The organism is Bariatricus sp. SGI.154, assembly GCF_050313795.1.
Lineage (GTDB): Bacteria > Bacillota > Clostridia > Lachnospirales > Lachnospiraceae > CAMBRQ01.
In genome coordinates this window covers 17,124-34,322 of sequence record NZ_JBNPMC010000019.1, presented here as the reverse complement: position 1 = coordinate 34,322, position 17,199 = coordinate 17,124, and the positions used below count along the sequence as shown (strand labels likewise).

Here is a 17,199-nt window from a genome sequence, read left to right as displayed (position 1 = left end):
ACTCCTATGCAATATTCAATAATCTCTTCGCAAGTTTTACAGCCTCTACCGCATTCTGGGAATATCCGTCTGCCCCAATCTTATCTGCATACTTCTGGGAAATCGGACCTCCTCCAATCATAACCTTCACCTTATCCCTAAGACCGGCCTCTTCTAACAGGTGAATCACCGTCTCCATCCCGCCCATCGTCGTCGTCATCAGCGTAGACATACACACGAAATCTGCATTGTGTTCCTTTGCCCTCTCGACAAACTGGGTAAGCGGCACATCTCTTCCAAGATCAATCATATTGAATCCGGCAGTCTCCAGCATGATCTTCACCAGATTCTTTCCAATGTCATGGGTGTCTCCCTCCACAACACCGATAATTCCTGTAATCTTATCATCATTCGATACCTCCGGCAGATGAGGACGCAAGATATCCAGTCCGGCATACATTGCATCTGAACAGAGCAATACATCCGTTACGAAATACTCTTCTTCTTCATAGAGCTGGCTGGCGCGATTCATACCATCCACCAATCCCTCCATAATTCCATCAAATGCAGGATATCCGGCATCCAGATACTCCTGGGCAGCCTCTGCCACATCATCCTCTTCCATATCAACCACGCCGTCTGACAGCCTTTGCAGTAATTCTTCTTTTGAACTCATATTATCTGTATCCTCCTTATCTTCTGATAATATTATTTTCAGGCTATAATAACTTAATTCTCAAATCCTTCTTCTAATATTCCTTTCGGCATGTGTCCGAGTCTTGCTCCGCGTCCATATTTTCTCGCCGCATAGATGAATGCTTCCACATTCGCTTTTGGCGTTCCAATTGGCAACTGGCATCCCGTGTTCAGGATGAAACCTGCCGGACTATCGGCACATTTCTCCAAGCACTCCTTACAGGAGGCAATGACCTCATCAATCGTTCCCTCTTTCATCACATCCACCGGAGGCACATTCCCCGCAATACGCATCCTGTCCCCGACTGCCGCCTTCGCCACCGCAAGATCCTCACAATTATCAATACTGAATGAGAATAATCCTGCATCTGCAAGATCTCCCCAGATTGGGCTTGTCTTTCCACAGATATGCGCGCCAGGTCTGGAGCCCATAATCTTCTCCGTACCATCAATTAATTTCTTAATATATGGAAGCGAATATTCGTCAAACTGCTTCTTGCTGATAACATCCATACAAGTCACCGGATCTGAGAAATTCGTCCCCACAGGACCGAACTCATGATAAAATGCCTCGAACCATCTCAAAGAGCATTCTACCGTCAGATCCAGAAGCTTGTGAAGCATCTCAGGATTCTTCCTGGTATCCTTCAACACCATCTCTACCGGACGAACCGCAATCGCTGTAGATATCGGTCCTGCCACACTGGTTGTCATGCTGACATCCGGGAAACGGTCTTTTAACCGCTTGGCACTTTCCAGAATCGGCGCCAATACCGGATTCTTATATGGATCAGTTACCTCAAGTTTATCAAAATCCGCATAATCCTTCAATACATGCTCCTCCACATAGTCAATCCCATGCTCCGGCGCTCTTAATTTTGAGCCAAGCGCTCCGCCAATCGTCTTAAGCCCCAATCCAACGTTAAAACTATCCAGTCCGAATTCTTCTTTTCTCCTTCGGATCACTTCGCTCTTCACTTCAAAATCTTTGGCAAACTGCGTAGTTGTAAATCCGAATATATCTGCCATAGCAGGATCTGGTGCCTGCAATGTATAAGGGATATAATCCACTTCTTCTCCTGCGTTATATGCCTTCATCCTCTCCGCAGCCGTCATCTCGTCCTTCTGCTCACTCATCAGACGTTTCAGTTCTTCGTATTCCATATATACCTCCCATCTCTTATCCGCTTTTTCAGCGTCCAAGCATGCCTTGTTAACAATTATCTCAGAACAACTTCTTTCAATATCGCATTCTCCAGCCGATATCCTACATTCTTAATACACATCTGCCCTGCAAACTTCGCTTTTCCGATCATCTCAATGCAGCCTTCCCCATATGCCATCGGTCCTGACAATTGGCGATCCTTAAACTGTGCCTTCTCAGTCCCCAATAATGCGAATGTAGTCTTCGGACATAACAGAATCAGCGTCTTATCATCTGCCAGTTCTTCTACTTTCTTTAAGAACTCGTATGTAAAATCCTCTACTACCTGCTCTGCCATCTTCGGTCCCAGAATATTCAGCCCTCCAGAAGAATCTGCATAACTAATCAGGTCAACATCATACTTCTTAGCCTCTTCTATGAACTTCAAGATCTCCGTCCCCAGTTTCCAAAACACCTCTTTCATAAGTTCCGGTTTCTTCCGCATCGCTTTGAATACATATTTTGCATCAATCAAGACATTCAGTATCGTAAATGGTCCTGATACCTGAAGCACCACATGCTCGCCCTGATCTCTCAGTGTCTTACATGCAAGAAGCACCTCATGGATTCGCCCCTTGGTAAAATCGATCTCCGATAATTCCAACAGTTCTTCCGGAGTCGTGCAGATATACTCCTTCGCCCTTGGACCAGTCACCTCATTGCCATAGTTCACGATGCCGCCCATGGCTTCCGCCTCAACCGTATGGCAGAACGGCAATTCACAGAACGCCGCTTTGTCATGCTCTTTTAACGCCTTGGACAGACTCGCCATCGTATCCCAATGCATATATGCATCCGGGAATTCAAGGTTCAGCCCTTTCGTCACTTCTCCATTAATCCCTGCCGAATTATCATAAGTACATTGAAAATCTTTTATATCCGCCATCTTCTTCCTCCTACCCGAACAGCACTTTTTCCGCATCCTTTGCTGCTCTTACAGCCGCAATCACATTCTCATCCGGGGTCAGCGGAGACACATCGCAGTCACCACTTAAGATGAAGCGTCCGTCTCTCGCTCCATCCATACACTCCTGATAAGCAAACTGATACACCTCTTCTTCCGTTCCCTCCATAAGAACAGAACAGCAAGGGATATTACCCATCAATGATACCTTATCTCCATACTCATCCTTCACCTTCTTCGTCTGCGTATCTGAGATATGCCACGCATCTCCTGATTCTTTGAGTACCAGGTCGAATCTGTCATCATAGAGTCCGCAGGTATGGATTACAATCTTCGCGCCATAGTCCTTGATCCGTTTATTCGCACGAATGTTGCTCTCTGAGATACATTTCTCATAAGACTTTCTGGAAATACAGAAGCCACCGAAGTTCGGCATCGGGAACCACAGGAAATCAACTCCTGCATCTACCAGCACCTTGCAGGATTCCACCACTGCATCCTCCACATGATCACATAGTGCCTTGAACAATTCCTGATTCTTAATCATCGCTTTAAATGCTGGCTTCGCTCCCATCAAAGTGAATGCTACCGCAGCCGGTACATGAAGGATGACGTAGATAGGCTCATCCGGTTCTTCTTCCCGCATTAACTCAATCGTCTTCAGAAGAGTCTTCATCGCCATACATTCATCCACATTATACGGACGTAATTTTTTGATATCGTCCATAGAATGAATCACATCTTCTCCATTTCCAGATATCGCACCTTCACTATTCGGAAGATGGCCTCCCATCATCATTGCAATTCCGCCATAGACTCCGGCGCATAATCCGTCATATCCTAATTCACGTCTCGTTCCCACCATACATTTGGTCATTTTTTCGGGACTCATTAATGCCTCTGGCATCGTATATCCATACCGCATAACAGGAAGAGAGAATGCATTCATAATGATCGGAATCCTGTCAGCCCCTTTTCCTTCCAAAATCGCCTTAACCGCTTCTCTTTTTCCCATCATAATTCTCTTCCTCCTATGCTGCGCCAACTAATTTCTTCGCAAATTCTACCGCCTCAATCGCACTTCTCGTATACCCGTCCGCTCCAATCTTCTCTGCAAATGCCGGAGATACCGGTGCGCCTCCTACCATAATCTTCACCTTGTCACGGAGCCCCGCTTCTTTTAACTTCTCAATAACAATCCCCATACCTGGCATGGTGGTGGTCATCAGGGATGACATGCATAGAATATCCACATCATTGTCTCTCATATAGTCAACGAATGTATCCAGTGCCACATCTCGTCCCAGATCATGCACATCGAATCCGCCAGTCTCCATCATAATCCTTACCAGATTCTTACCGATATCGTGCGTATCACCTTCCACAACACCAATCGCAACTTTGCCAATGCTGTTGTTCTCTGTCTCCGGCAGATACTTCTGGAATTCCTCGATTCCTGCATACATTGCATCAGAACAAACAATCAGTTCCGGCACAAAATACTCTCCCTCTTCGTATAATTCGCTGGCTCTCTTCATTCCGTCTACCAGCCCCTGAAGCATACCTTCCTGCGGGTCGTATCCGCATTCAATATACTCTTTTACTACGTCTACAACCTCCTCATCTTCCATATCAAACACGCAGTCTGATAACTTTCGCAGCATTTCTTCTTTCGTCTGCATACTACACTTCCTCCTACTTTTCTTATTTTTCTTACTATTGGAAAAGCGATCGAAGTGCTACATCATTCAAGTCACACCCTATAATAATGACCTTGCACTCCCACGCGCCCTCTTCTCTCTCCTGTTTTCCACTCTCGGCAATCGTATGAATCTTCCTTGCGGCCGGCGTGTAATCAAAATGCATCAAACCGCTTTCGCCCGCGGATAAGATGCCTTTCGCCCGCAAGATCTGACCATACTGCTGATCACCCAGATGATCCAATATCTCCTCAAGTCTCTGTTCCGTCAATTCTGCCGGATCACTGATTGCTATGCTTGCAAACACTCTGTCCGCAGGAAGCGCCGGTACGCTTACTTCTTCCGGAGCATCCTCATAATCCTCCGCCAGATTCACAAGTTCGAGCAGTGCTTCTCCATCCATGAACCTCCAATCATCTTCGTATATAATCGCTTTAGGATTATCTGTCTTCAACTCATTCACTAGCCGCTTCTTCTCTTCCGGTGATATCTGATCCAGATTGCTTAATAACAGTAGCCTTGCATGCTGAATCTGATCCTGATAGAATGCGCCAAAGCCGTCTTTGTATTCCTCATAGGATGGAAGATCTACGATGGCTATCAGTTTCGTGATTCTAAGATCAATCTTTTCTTTTACTTTTGCCCTGGCACATGCCGTTACGATATCGGAGAGCCTTCCAACTCCGGAAGGTTCAATCACAATCCGATCCGGCTGATACCACTCGACGATCTCTTTGATTCCTCTTCTGAAATCAATCGCCAGACTACAGCAGATGCATCCTGCATACAGTTCCTTCACCGGAATGTCTCCCTGAATCAGGTCACCATCCAGTCCGACCTCTCCGAATTCATTCTCAATCACCACTGTGTTGCCGTCTAACAATGGCAGATATTTATTTAAGAATGTTGTCTTTCCTGCTCCCAGGAATCCTGACACAATCTGTATATCCATAGAATCACCTCTTCCTGAAGTTGCTCGCAAGTCATAATCATCTTCCTTTGTATTTTTATATTTAGATAAAAAATGGCGAGGAAAAACCAGCGTAACCGCTGACTTTTCCCCACCGAAAAGTTTCATCCATATATAGCAGGTCTCCTGACTTAATTTCATCCTTTAATCCCGCCTTCCCCATATACGGGTGACTTCTGGGATCATTGTCCATCATACAGTAGAATGGGCTGTCCCGGATTCTCACCGGGTTCCCTTTTCAATGCCGCTGCATCACTATATATCTTACTATCAATATCGTAACACAAATAAGTTTTGCAATCTAATCGTTATTTTCAATATAGTTATAGATAGATTCTATTTAGAATGAGTATTTATAACTTGACACTCTGACCACTTTCCTTTACACTTTTGTACACAGGCAATGGTTCTCTATATAGCAGAACTGTCTTCCATTTTATTTTTGAATTTCAGATATTTTTTATCTAATAATTCATCTTGGATTCAATTATATATATAATGCTGAATCTTTCTTTTATCATTGAATCATCCTTATATTCTAAGGCATTTTTCAAGTTTTTATGATACCATTAACCCATTACAGTTTGTAATACCATTGTCTTGTATATCTTTTTTTGATATAGTTAAGTTAGATAGTTCTCTATATAGTTTTACGGAAAGGAGACTATATGGAAACTCAAATCCCTGATGCAGTACAGATTGATACTAATTCTGCTGCTGCACAACATGAAGCTGCAGCCTTGAAAATGATGGCACAGTTCTTCGCAGATGAACTGATTCCTTATTAGGGAATTGCAGGAAAAGTACGCTCAATTGCACCCACAGAACTGGTGAAGATTGAGATAAAGAAAATGTTCCAGGATTTTAACTTTGTAATGGAAGATGACTCCTGGATACATTTTGAATTTCAGAGTACCAATGAGGGAATTGCCGGGTTAAGACGCTTTCGCAACTATGAGGCAACAACCAGCCATTATTACGGTGTTCCAGTGACTACTTATGTTCTGTTCTCTGGAAATATTAAAAAACCTGTTACAGAACTGCATGAAGGCGTGAATACTTACCAAGTTGTACCTATCATCATGCAGGATAAAAATGCAGATAAGTTGTTAAAAGAACTAGAGTATAAGAACGAACATGGATTGCCTATTACCCGACAGGATCTTATACAGTTAATCCTGATGCCTTTAATGAGTGGCAATTCATCCCAAAAAGACCGAATTCTATCCGCATTTTCAATGACAAAAGATATTACCTCTATTGATCAGGAAGATCTTCAGAGATGTGAGGCGGTGATTTATACGATGACAGAAAAATTTTTAGATTCAAAAGAATTAAAAGAAGTTATGGAGGCGATGCGTATGACTAAGGTTGGTCAGATGTTATTTAATGATGGATTCTCCCAGGGAATCTCTCAGGGCATTGAAGCGGAAAAATTACAGAATGCAAGAAGTCTTATTGACATTCTTGATGAGAATACGATTGCAGAGCGTATTGTTCTGCCCTTGGAAACGGTCCGAAAACTCAAAGAAGAATATCTAAATTCCAAATAATATAGTTATCGCTGAACCTAGAATCTAACTATTAATCTTGGTTCAGCGATAATTTTTTAAGTGAGAGCGAATACTTAAATTCACTCTCACCTTTATTATAAGTTCCATTCTATAAAATCTTCGATAAAAATTCCTGAAGCCTTGCATCCTTCGGATTCTCAAAGAATTCCTTCGGACTCCCCTGCTCCTTGATCTGACCTTCATCCATGAAGATTACCCTGGAAGCCACTTCCTTAGCGAATCCCATCTCGTGAGTAACCACAACCATAGTCATTCCCTCGCGGGCAAGCTGTTTCATCAGTTCCAGAACTTCTCCAACCATCTCCGGATCCAGCGCAGATGTCGGCTCATCGAACAGAATCACATCCGGGTCCATTGCCAGTGAACGTACAATTGCAATACGCTGCTTCTGTCCTCCTGACAAAGTAGACGGATAGACATCAGCCTTATCCTCCAGACCGATTCGCTGCAGCAGAGCCATCGCCTGTTCTCTTACTTCGCTTCTAATCTGCTCCTTCGTCTGTGTGATTGGAATCAGTTCTTTTTTATCGCTTCCCCTGAACACGTTCTGAATACTGATGATACGGTTCTTCCGTTTCGCCTTCTTCAGATCCTGGCACCTTAGATACACCGGAGCCATCATAATGTTCTGGAGCACCGTCTTATTATTGAACAGGTTAAAATGCTGGAATACCATTCCCATGTGCCGACGATGTACATTAATATCGACACTCATGTCTGCAATATCTACTCCTTTGAAGATAATATTGCCGCCTGTAGGGTCCTCCATACAGTTCAGGCACCGTAAGAATGTACTCTTGCCGGAACCTGAAGGTCCAATAACCGCCACGATATCCCCTTTGTTGATGGTAACGTTAATCCCCTTAAGGACTTCCGTATCTCCAAAGCTTTTCCTGAGGTTAATTACGTCTATCACTCTTCTTCAAGCTCCTTTCCATCAATTTTACAAGCAAAGAAATCACAAGCACAAGCAATATGTAGATCAATGCCATTACCAGATAAGGAACCATGAATTCGTAACTGTTGCTTCCTATATAATTAAACGCAACATAGAGGTCTGCTGCCCCTACAAAACTTACGACTGACGTCTCTTTAATCAAAGAGATGAATTCATTACCCAGCGTAGGAAGAATGTTCTTCACTGCCTGCGGGATCACGATCTTGCACATACTTGCGCCAAAACTCAATCCCACTGCACGTCCAGCCTCCATCTGTCCAGGGTCGACTGACTGAATACCGCTTCGCATAATCTCAGAGATGTATGCTCCACTATTTAGTCCGAATACCAGCATGGCAACCTGGACTCCGGTAATCTTCCAGCCGATGATCGGCAGCAGTACATAATAGAATACAAGCAACTGAACAACCATTGGCGTTCCTCTGAACATGGCAACATAAAGACTGCAGATTGCATTCAATACTCTTGGCAGCACCTTATACTTAGGAAGTACCCTTACCGTCGCAATCACCGTTCCAATCAGAATACCAATGATCAGACCGCTGACTGCGATCAACAGTGTATTCTGTAAGCCTTCCACAACCTTCACATAACCATTCTGTTCCAGGAATATCTCTATAAATTTGTTTACTTTTTGATCAAAATTCCCCATTGTGTACCTTTTTCTTTATCTGATCACCGAGATCTACTGCATCTCATTGATTGCTTCTGTAATAGCAGTTGCTGGTGCTGCATCGATGATGACATATTTGATATTGCCATTCAGCATATCCTGTACGGCAAGCGATCCACTCTTATATGTAGTACATTTTGCCGGCAGTCCGTCAAATCCCCAGTCTGCATCACCCTCTACATAATACTGTCCTGTTGTACCTGCCTGAACACCGATTGCATCTGAATCGCTCAACTTGCCAAGAAGTTCTGCTACTGCATCTGCATCTTTGCAATCGTCAAATGTTGTATCACTGTTCGGAACAATCAGACGCTGTGATGCTTCATAGTAAGAATCTGTGAATGTTACATACTCTTCTCTCTCTTCATTGATGGTCAGACCTGCCATAGCGATATCACATTTCTGCTGGCTTACGGACAGACATACAGCATCAAAGTCCATGTTCTGGATTACCAGTTCTTTATCCAGTTCCTCTGCAAGCAGAGCAGCGATCTCCATATCGATTCCGTAGTAACTGTCACCCTTGGTGTACTCGAATGGCTCAAATGCCGCATTCGTAGCAACTACAAGCTGATCTTTAGACTCATCCAATGCTGCGGACTCAACAGCAACCGGCTCTCCATCTCCGAAGTACTTATCGCAGATCTCATCCAGCGTTCCGTCTTCTTTAATCTGATTAACAAATGCATTCACCTGATCCAACAGTTCCGGCTGCGTCTTATCCACACCAAATGCATACTCTTCGCTTGTCAGGTCAACATCAATTACCTTCGCTGTTACAGCCTCTGATGATGCATCACTTCCTGCGTCACCACTATCCTTAGACTCATCTTTTGATCCGCATGCTGCCATGGAGAATACACAGGCAACAGCAAGCAACATGCTAACTAACTTCTTCATCTTCATACTTATTTCCTCCAAAAAAAAATTATTTTCTATTCTGCATAAAAATACAAGCACTTTTAATATTTTATCATGTTTTCTATAAAAAACAAGTGGCTTTTTCCACATATTTTGCTGAAAAAGCCACTATTCTTTAGATGAATTTTATGCAATAATTGCCTGGACGATTGTAACTATGATAATCAGGCCGCCAAGCACGATTCTATAATAGCCGAATACTTTAAAATCATTCTTCTTTATGTAGCCCATCAAGAAGCGGATCGCTACAATAGAGAGTCCAAAAGATACCAGACATCCCAACATCAGGAATCCGAATTCTGCCGCCGTAAAATGGAATCCGAACTTCACCAACTTAAGAAGACTTGCTCCGAACATCACAGGAATTGCAAGAAAGAAAGTGAATTCCGCTGCCACTTCTCTTGATACTCCAATAATCAAAGCTCCTACGATCGTCGCACCCGATCTGGAAGTCCCCGGAATCAGCGCCAGCATCTGGAATACTCCGATTCCCAGAAGCATCGGCACCGTCAGTTCCGATATCCTTCTGACTGTCGGTCTGCGTCCTTCATTACGGTTCTCAACGATAATAAAGAGCACACCATAGACAATCAGCATGACCGCAACGGGCAATGGCTTGTAGAACAGTTCCTCCAGAATATCATTAAAAAGAAGCCCTATCACCGCTGCCGGCACAGTGGCAATCAGCACCTTAATCCACATCTGCCAGGTAAGCATCTTCTGCTTCTGCGTCTTCCTTGGCGAAAATGGATTCAACTTATGGAAATACAGTACGACTACCGCCATAATTGCTCCTAACTGAATCACTACATTGAACATCTCCATGAACGCATCGCTCATGCTTGGCTTAAGCAGATCCCCCACCAGAATCAGGTGTCCTGTACTGCTGACCGGAAGCCACTCCGTAATTCCTTCTACGATACCAAGAATTATAACCTTTAATGCATCTAACATCTTTCTCTCCTTTCACTACTTAAGCACATACTCTTCGATAAATCTGGCGACTCCTTCCTGATCGTTGGATGCCGTGATATAGTCTGCTGCTTCTTTTACCTCTTTCGTTCCATTTTCCATTGCTACGCCTGTTCCAACCTCTTGCATCATGTAGAGATCATTGGAGCCATCTCCGAATGCCATGATCTCTTCCCTTCTGATTCCAAGAAGTTCTCCCAGCCTTACAAGCGCCTTTCCCTTGTTCACACCTTTGGCATTAACTTCTATATTCTTCGTAAGCGCTCCTGTCACCTCGATGTCAGGAACTGCTCTCAGTTCTTCTAAAGCCGCATTCCTATCTTCTACCGTCACAAATAAACCCTGTATCTTATCCACACTCCGGTTCTCTTCTTCGAACTTTGCCCTGACATCCGCAACCGGAATACGGGTCGACACAATATAATTCGCCATAGGCGGTGAATCCAAATAACGATCAATCACCTTCAGCGCATCTTCCTGCGCATAGCCAGTTCCGTCATAATATATCTCTCGCAGTGTATCATAGTGTTCAAAAATATCCAATACTTTTCTTGCAATTTCAGCAGGTACCAGGCATTCATACAATGTTTCTTTTGTCCGGATATCTACAATTCGCCCGCCATTTGCGGTCACTGCATACCTTATCCCAGGGAAATGCAGCAATTCCTCCGGTATTCCGCTTAACGGTCTTCCCGTTGCAGGCATCACAATAATTCCCTGTTCGATTGCCCGCCCCAAGACTTCTCTCGTATATGGGGTAAGTTCCTTCTGCGTCGTAAGAAGCGTTCCATCCAGATCCAGCCCTATAATCCGCGTCTTAATCTTCATAAACTGTCAATTCCTTTCTGTCTTTTGAAAATAGCATCAGCGTCTTGCTGATCTTATCCTGGCTCTGTTCGTACGACAGTTCTCCATGCTCAATCATCTTCTCTACAACGTTCTTCTGCCCTGCCGGGGCGAACAGAAGCGTATCCTTACAAGGCGCCATAATCACCAAATCATCCTTTAACTTATCTACGCATACCTGCCAGATATGTTTAAAACAAAGAGAACTTGTTTCATGATATCCATCTGCCATCATCGCAAATCCGCCATACCAGGTATTCGCAATCGTGAACTCCACATCTCTTACCAGATTCTCACAGGAGGAATAGAACAGTTCTTCAATATCGCAGCCTGGCGGAAGCATGTTATCCTTCAACACTTCATATACATCATCATTTCGTTTTATAACAAATATAATCGCCAGATCTTCTATAAATGACACAACCGGCGTGTCTTTTTCCGAAATATGTTTACCATTCAGCGCCTGCGAATCTACAAGCGCACTCCCCTTTACCCAAGGGTATATATAATCTTTAATATTTTCGAATCGATAATGATCTTCTTCATATTTTTTCATATGCAATCCTCGCAATCTTTTATTCTCTTTATATAATAACAAAATTTGCTTTATAAAGCAATTTGTTGTATAATAGTTAAGCACTTGCTAATTAGAGAAAGGATATGAATATGATAAATCAAGAAAAGAAACGTATATTACGGTCCATTCTGGCAGTTGCCGTATCTACCGTAACGATTGCTTCTGTAAGTATTCCGGTATATTCAGCACCTTCGGCAGATGAATTAGAAATTACAACTTCTGATCTACAGAATGAACTGGATGACTTGAACAGCCAATTATCATCTTTAAGTGCCGAACTTGACAGTGCTTCCGCACAGATTGAAGAATTGTCCGCTGAAGTTGAAAAAGCCAAACTCGACTTAGCTGCAGCACAACTCAATGAAGATGCGCAGTATGATGCCATGAAAGACAGAATCAAGTTCATGTACGAGGGCGGAAGCGTCTCTCTGCTTCAGATTCTGTTTTCCTCAGAGAACATGGCTGATTTTCTTAACAAAGCAGAATATGTAACTACCATCAGCGAATATGACAGATCCATGCTGGAAGAATTACAGAATGTCCGCATCAGCGTGGAAGAGAAACAGACAGATCTTAAGGCAAAGCAGGATGAACTGACATCTATGCAGAGCGATCTGACTGCCAAGGAAAAGGCACTTACCTCTAAGATCTCTTCAGCCTCCGGGCAGTTGGATGATTATAAGGAACAGTTAGAACGTGCCCGCGCTGCGGAAGAAGCACTTAAGACAGCACAGAATAATGAAATATCCGGTGCAATTACCCCACCGGGTACGAACTCGAATACTACCCCATCCGGCAATAATGGACAAACCAACGGCTCATCCGGTACAATTACTACCGATCCTACGCCCGCTGGTACCAGTGATGTGGCTTTATTTGCCGCACTGCTTCAGTGTGAAGCTGGCGGATATGATGGTATGCTTGCGGTTGCAACAGTTGTAATGAACAGAGTGGCTAGTCCAAGTTATCCAAATTCACTGAAAGGGGTAATCTATCAATCTGGTCAGTTTGCCCCTACATGGAATGGAGCTTTGGAACGAGTCCTCTCAAGAGGTCCTTCTTCTACCGCCTATTCTGTTGCACAGGCAGCACTTGGAGGTACGAGACATGCTGCCGTAGCAAATTGCTATTCCTTCAGATCAGCCAGTACAGGAGTGGCTGGGGTGAATGTTGGAGGCAATGTATTCTTTTAATATTTGGGCGGGGATGTGCGGACTCTCATGGATCTGATACCTTGACAGGCATCAGATCCATGAGGCGCGTTACACGCGCCTTACAGGATAAAAGAAGGAATCAGGGAAATATGCGAGCATGTTTCCCTGATTCCTTCTTTTATCCTGTAATCCGCTTAGTTTATCGCGACTATTGATAGTCCATTACATCGATCCACTTCATGAGGAATTCTTTCTCAAGTTCGTTATCCTTCTCAAGTTGTGAAGCTGCTACGATTGGCAGCCACTGCTGTACATACTGTTTTGCCGTATCGCTCTTCTTGCAGAACATATCGAGATACATATCTGCCACTGCCTGATCCTTTAACGCGAAGAGCAGATAAGTCATTGCTGCATCTGCGCTTGCATTGCCCTGTGTTACATGTGCCCAGTCTACAACCGTCATCTTACCATTCTTGCCTACGATAACGTTACTTGGATTGTAATCTCCGTGGCACACTTTTGTATGTTTTGGCATGCTTTCCAGTCTGGTACGTAATTCATAACGCTGTGTAGCGTCTAACTCTTTCAGACCATCAATCTGTCTTGCCAGTTTATCCTTTAATTTATTAAGCATCGGTGCTTTGTTGCTCTGGATCTTTAACTGAAGATCTACAAAGTCGGACATGTATTTTTCCATATTCTGAGGATCTACTTTCATCATCTCCTCTAAGGTCTTGCCATCCTTGTATTCAATTACCAGCGCCCATTTACCATCAATCTGGGTTACCTCTTTTAATTTGGGAATATCCATTCCGGTCTCTTCTACTCGTACTGTGTTAAGCGCCTCATTGAAGATCGCTGACTTCGGATGTGTCTTCTCGAATACTTTCACGATACCTCCTTCACACTTATAGACCTCTTTGTAACTACGCTTTAAGATCAGATTGCCTTGTTCCAGTTTCATAAGCTATGCCTCCTCATATTATAATAATGCCGTTCATTTACTTGATAGTTGCATTATACACCCATATGAAGCATTTGAAAAGTACTTTTTGATATTTTTTTAACCAAATTTTTTCATTAAATTTTATCGTTAATTATTTAACTAATCGAGCAAATTTCCTCCAGAAAATGACCAAAATAGTACTGTTACTTTATCTTTAAAGTGACAAAAGATGCCGACTCCCATAAGAAAGTCAGCATCTTTTGCTTCAAACAACTATTTATTTACCATAATAGCATTTCAGGTAAATCTCTTTCATTTCCTTCATCAGTGGATATCTTGGGTTTGCACCTGTACACTGATCGTTGAAGGCCTGCTCTACCATATCATCTAATGTATCCAAGAAGTACTGCTCATCAATTCCATATTCTTTGATAGACTTCTTAATACCAATCTGCTCTTTTAATACTTCCAATTTTGCAAGGAAGTCTTCGAATACTTCTTCATCAGTATTACCCTTGCATCCTGCAAAACGTCCTAATTCTGCATATCTTGCAAGTGCATGTGGATACTGATACTGAGAGAATGTTCCCATCTTAGTTGGAACTTCTGCTGCATTGTATCTCATAACTTCTGTTAAGATTACAGCGTTTGCTACACCGTGTGGCAGGTGATGGAATGCACCAAGTTTGTGAGCCATAGAGTGGTTCAGTCCCAGGAATGCATTGGCAAATGCCATACCAGCCATGCAGGAAGCGTTAGCCATCTTCTCTCTTGCGATTGGATCATTTGCACCGTTAGCATATGCAGACGGCAGATAATCGAATACCATCTTTACTGCCTTCATAGCAAGACCATCTGTAAAGTCTGTTGCCATGATGGATACATAAGCCTCGATTGCATGTGTCATTACATCGATACCAGATGCGCTTGTCAGTCCCTTAGGAGCTGTCATTGCATTGTCAACATCTACGATAGCCATATCCGGCAGCAACTCATAGTCAGCGATTGGCCATTTTACGCCTGTCTCTGCATCTGTAATGATAGCAAATGGTGTTACCTCAGATCCTGTACCAGAAGATGTTGGGATGGCTACAAAGTATGCTTTCTCGCCCATCTTAGGGAATGTAAATACTCTCTTACGGATATCCATGAAGTCCATAGCCATATCTTCGAAGTTTGCTTCTGGATGCTCATACATCAGCCACATGATCTTAGCTGCATCCATTGCTGATCCGCCACCAAGAGCGATAATCGTATCTGGCTCGAATGCTCTCATCTGATCTGTACCTTTACGCGCACACTGTAATGTCGGATCTGGTGCAACTTCATAGAAGCATGCATGCTGGATTCCCATCTCGTCTAATTTTGCTTCGATTGGTTTTACATAACCATTCTTATATAAGAAGGTATCAGTTACGATAAATGCTTTCTTCTTATGCATAACTGTTCCAAGTTCATCAAGTGCTACCGGCATACAGCCTTTCTTAAAGTATACTTTCTCAGGCGCTCTAAACCACAGCATGTTCTCTCTCCTCTCAGCAACTGTCTTAATGTTGATTAAGTGTTTTACACCTACGTTCTCAGATACAGAGTTACCGCCCCAAGAACCGCATCCAAGTGTAAGAGATGGAGCCAGTTTGAAGTTGTACAAGTCACCGATACCACCGTGAGAAGAAGGTGTGTTGATCAGGATACGGCAAGTCTTCATTGCTGCTGCATGTTTTGCAATCTTCTCCTTCTCTGCCGGATGTACGTACAGAGATGCTGTATGTCCATATCCGCCATCAGCTACTAACTGTGCTGCTTTTGCAAGTGCCTCGTCGAATGTCTTCGCTCTGTACATTCCAAGTACCGGAGATAATTTCTCATGAGCAAATTCCTCAGAGATATCTACGGATTCAACTTCACCAATCAGGATCTTCGTGCTTTCCGGCACTTCTACTCCTGCCAGTTTTGCAATCTCATAAGCAGATTTTCCAGGGATCTTATTATTCAGGGCGCCATTGATAATGATGGTTTTACGAACCTTATCAAGTTCTTCGCCTTTCTTCAAGAAATAGCATCCGCGGTATGCGAACTCTTTCTTTACTTCATCATAAACGCTGTCAAGTACGGTTACAGACTGCTCAGATGCACAGATCATACCATTATCAAATGTCTTAGAATGGATGATGGAGTTAACTGCCATCTTAACATCTGCCGTATCGTCAATGATAACTGGCGTATTACCAGCGCCAACGCCGAGTGCCGGCTTTCCGGAAGAGTATGCTGCCTTAACCATTCCAGGACCACCTGTTGCCAGGATAATGTCAGCCTCTTTCATTACTGTATTGGTCAGTTCCAGAGATGGAACATCGATCCATCCGATGATTCCTTCCGGTGCTCCAGCCTTAACTGCTGCATCCAGGACAACCTTTGCTGCTGCAATTGTACAAGCCTTTGCTGCCGGATGTGGGCTGATGATGATTGCATTTCTTGTCTTCAGACAGATCAGTGTCTTGAAGATTGCTGTTGATGTCGGGTTCGTGGTAGGGATAACTGCTGCTACCAAACCGATTGGCTCTGCAACCTTCTTGATTCCATATGCGGTATCCTCTTCAATCACGCCGCAAGTCTTTGTATTCTTATATGCATTGTAGATATACTCTGCTGCATAATGGTTCTTAATTACCTTATCTTCTACGATACCACGTCCAGTCTCCGCTACTGCCTGTTTTGCAAGCGGGATACGCATTTTGTTTGCTGCCATTGCAGCTTCGAAGAAGATCTTGTCTACCTGCTCCTGTGTGTATGTAGCGAAGATTTTCTGAGCTTCTCTCATCGCTTTCATCTTTGCTTCAAGAGCTTCTACATTGTCTACAATCTCTGGTACTACATCTTTCTTTTTTGCCATTGGTTGTTTCCTCCCTGTAAATAAATGAGTTGTTTTCCTTATCTGGTTCATAGTATAGTCGCTTGTTAATAATTTGTCAATATAAAAATGATATTTATTTAACATGCTTGTTAATATTTTAACTTTATTACAAATATCTACTCACTAATTAGGTTTTTTTGGGGATTTTGACGAAAGGGGACGAGAGTTTTTTCAATTTCCCCGTCCCCGATTCGATTTGCCCTGTCCCTTT

At 43.3% G+C, this 17,199-nt stretch carries 16 protein-coding genes and 1 riboswitch; of the genes, 2 read left to right on the top strand and 14 right to left on the bottom strand.

Features of this window, described 5'->3' with window-relative positions; all coding sequences use genetic code 11:
* Positions 1-4 precede the first annotated feature (4 nt).
* From ACQRBN_RS10095 to ACQRBN_RS10070, 6 genes are all read right to left on the bottom strand, one after another.
* A complete protein-coding gene (locus ACQRBN_RS10095) occupies positions 5-655 on the bottom strand; it encodes a corrinoid protein (protein ID WP_427738840.1) in 651 nt (216 codons plus the stop codon).
* A gap of 53 nt (positions 656-708) precedes the next feature.
* Positions 709-1,839, bottom strand: coding sequence for a uroporphyrinogen decarboxylase family protein (locus ACQRBN_RS10090; protein WP_427738839.1), 1,131 nt, complete (start codon positions 1,837-1,839; stop codon positions 709-711).
* 56 nt (positions 1,840-1,895) lie between these two features.
* Complete coding sequence (locus tag ACQRBN_RS10085; protein ID WP_427738838.1) at positions 1,896-2,765, bottom strand: uroporphyrinogen decarboxylase family protein; 870 nt, start codon at positions 2,763-2,765, stop codon at positions 1,896-1,898.
* A 10-nt stretch (positions 2,766-2,775) separates the two neighbouring features.
* Positions 2,776-3,801, bottom strand: coding sequence for a uroporphyrinogen decarboxylase family protein (locus ACQRBN_RS10080; RefSeq protein WP_427738837.1), 1,026 nt, complete (start codon positions 3,799-3,801; stop codon positions 2,776-2,778).
* 13 nt (positions 3,802-3,814) lie between these two features.
* A complete protein-coding gene (locus ACQRBN_RS10075; RefSeq protein WP_427738835.1) occupies positions 3,815-4,465 on the bottom strand; it encodes a corrinoid protein in 651 nt (216 codons plus the stop codon).
* A 34-nt stretch (positions 4,466-4,499) separates the two neighbouring features.
* Positions 4,500-5,594 (bottom strand): CobW family GTP-binding protein, encoded by a 1,095-nt coding sequence (locus ACQRBN_RS10070; RefSeq protein WP_427738834.1) that lies wholly within the window; start codon positions 5,592-5,594, stop codon positions 4,500-4,502.
* A riboswitch (cobalamin riboswitch) is annotated at positions 5,553-5,728 on the bottom strand. Its footprint overlaps the gene before it by 42 nt.
* Positions 5,729-6,304: 576 nt before the next feature.
* Between ACQRBN_RS10070 and ACQRBN_RS10065 the strand changes: the two genes are divergently transcribed.
* Positions 6,305-7,006: a hypothetical protein gene (locus ACQRBN_RS10065; protein WP_427738833.1), complete on the top strand. Its 702-nt coding sequence runs from the start codon at positions 6,305-6,307 to the stop codon at positions 7,004-7,006.
* Positions 7,007-7,115: 109 nt separating this feature from the next.
* Here ACQRBN_RS10065 and ACQRBN_RS10060 read toward each other — a convergent pair whose 3' ends face one another.
* Genes ACQRBN_RS10060 through ACQRBN_RS10035 form a run of 6 tightly spaced genes read right to left on the bottom strand, consistent with a single transcriptional unit; the run spans position 7,116 to position 11,953 of the window.
* The gene (locus tag ACQRBN_RS10060) at positions 7,116-7,943 is read right to left on the bottom strand and encodes an amino acid ABC transporter ATP-binding protein (RefSeq protein WP_427738832.1); all 828 of its coding nucleotides are present in this window, start codon (positions 7,941-7,943) and stop codon (positions 7,116-7,118) included.
* Complete coding sequence (locus tag ACQRBN_RS10055; protein WP_427738831.1) at positions 7,927-8,637, bottom strand: amino acid ABC transporter permease; 711 nt, start codon at positions 8,635-8,637, stop codon at positions 7,927-7,929. The genes ACQRBN_RS10060 and ACQRBN_RS10055 overlap by 17 nt, the downstream gene beginning before the upstream one ends.
* Before the next feature lie 33 nt (positions 8,638-8,670).
* The gene (locus ACQRBN_RS10050; protein WP_427738830.1) at positions 8,671-9,669 is read right to left on the bottom strand and encodes a transporter substrate-binding domain-containing protein; all 999 of its coding nucleotides are present in this window, start codon (positions 9,667-9,669) and stop codon (positions 8,671-8,673) included.
* Positions 9,670-9,705: 36 nt separating this feature from the next.
* Complete coding sequence (locus tag ACQRBN_RS10045; RefSeq protein ID WP_427738829.1) at positions 9,706-10,533, bottom strand: undecaprenyl-diphosphate phosphatase; 828 nt, start codon at positions 10,531-10,533, stop codon at positions 9,706-9,708.
* A 15-nt stretch (positions 10,534-10,548) separates the two neighbouring features.
* Positions 10,549-11,379: a Cof-type HAD-IIB family hydrolase gene (locus ACQRBN_RS10040; protein ID WP_427738828.1), complete on the bottom strand. Its 831-nt coding sequence runs from the start codon at positions 11,377-11,379 to the stop codon at positions 10,549-10,551.
* The gene (locus ACQRBN_RS10035; RefSeq protein WP_427738827.1) at positions 11,369-11,953 is read right to left on the bottom strand and encodes a hypothetical protein; all 585 of its coding nucleotides are present in this window, start codon (positions 11,951-11,953) and stop codon (positions 11,369-11,371) included. The genes ACQRBN_RS10040 and ACQRBN_RS10035 overlap by 11 nt, the downstream gene beginning before the upstream one ends.
* A gap of 110 nt (positions 11,954-12,063) precedes the next feature.
* On the opposite strand from ACQRBN_RS10035, the gene ACQRBN_RS10030 reads away from it, so the two are divergent.
* A complete protein-coding gene (locus ACQRBN_RS10030) occupies positions 12,064-13,167 on the top strand; it encodes a coiled-coil domain-containing protein (protein ID WP_427738826.1) in 1,104 nt (367 codons plus the stop codon).
* Positions 13,168-13,336: 169 nt separating this feature from the next.
* Here the strand turns inward: ACQRBN_RS10030 and ACQRBN_RS10025 are convergent, their stop codons facing one another.
* Positions 13,337-14,092, bottom strand: coding sequence for a phosphotransferase (locus tag ACQRBN_RS10025; protein ID WP_427738825.1), 756 nt, complete (start codon positions 14,090-14,092; stop codon positions 13,337-13,339).
* Between the two features lie 259 nt (positions 14,093-14,351).
* Positions 14,352-16,967, bottom strand: coding sequence for a bifunctional acetaldehyde-CoA/alcohol dehydrogenase (gene adhE, locus ACQRBN_RS10020; protein WP_427738824.1), 2,616 nt, complete (start codon positions 16,965-16,967; stop codon positions 14,352-14,354).
* Positions 16,968-17,199: the final 232 nt, after the last annotated feature.

What these genes read in the sequence shown, in the direction of transcription:
- ACQRBN_RS10050 (WP_427738830.1), bottom strand. Translation starts at nt 9,669, where the DNA reads ATGTGGAAAAAGCCACTTGTTTTTTATAGAAAACATGATAAAATATTA.
- ACQRBN_RS10025 (WP_427738825.1), bottom strand. Translation starts at nt 14,092, where the DNA reads ATGAAACTGGAACAAGGCAATCTGATCTTAAAGCGTAGTTACAAAGAG.
- ACQRBN_RS10030 (WP_427738826.1), top strand. Translation starts at nt 12,064, where the DNA reads ATGATAAATCAAGAAAAGAAACGTATATTACGGTCCATTCTGGCAGTT.
- ACQRBN_RS10040 (WP_427738828.1), bottom strand. Translation starts at nt 11,379, where the DNA reads ATGAAGATTAAGACGCGGATTATAGGGCTGGATCTGGATGGAACGCTT.
- ACQRBN_RS10085 (WP_427738838.1), bottom strand. Translation starts at nt 2,765, where the DNA reads ATGGCGGATATAAAAGATTTTCAATGTACTTATGATAATTCGGCAGGG.
- ACQRBN_RS10070 (WP_427738834.1), bottom strand. Translation starts at nt 5,594, where the DNA reads ATGAAATTAAGTCAGGAGACCTGCTATATATGGATGAAACTTTTCGGT.
- ACQRBN_RS10035 (WP_427738827.1), bottom strand. Translation starts at nt 11,953, where the DNA reads ATGAAAAAATATGAAGAAGATCATTATCGATTCGAAAATATTAAAGAT.
- adhE (WP_427738824.1), bottom strand. Translation starts at nt 16,967, where the DNA reads ATGGCAAAAAAGAAAGATGTAGTACCAGAGATTGTAGACAATGTAGAA.
- ACQRBN_RS10080 (WP_427738837.1), bottom strand. Translation starts at nt 3,801, where the DNA reads ATGATGGGAAAAAGAGAAGCGGTTAAGGCGATTTTGGAAGGAAAAGGG.
- ACQRBN_RS10095 (WP_427738840.1), bottom strand. Translation starts at nt 655, where the DNA reads ATGAGTTCAAAAGAAGAATTACTGCAAAGGCTGTCAGACGGCGTGGTT.
- ACQRBN_RS10065 (WP_427738833.1), top strand. Translation starts at nt 6,305, where the DNA reads ATGTTCCAGGATTTTAACTTTGTAATGGAAGATGACTCCTGGATACAT.
- ACQRBN_RS10045 (WP_427738829.1), bottom strand. Translation starts at nt 10,533, where the DNA reads ATGTTAGATGCATTAAAGGTTATAATTCTTGGTATCGTAGAAGGAATT.
- ACQRBN_RS10055 (WP_427738831.1), bottom strand. Translation starts at nt 8,637, where the DNA reads ATGGGGAATTTTGATCAAAAAGTAAACAAATTTATAGAGATATTCCTG.
- ACQRBN_RS10075 (WP_427738835.1), bottom strand. Translation starts at nt 4,465, where the DNA reads ATGCAGACGAAAGAAGAAATGCTGCGAAAGTTATCAGACTGCGTGTTT.
- ACQRBN_RS10090 (WP_427738839.1), bottom strand. Translation starts at nt 1,839, where the DNA reads ATGGAATACGAAGAACTGAAACGTCTGATGAGTGAGCAGAAGGACGAG.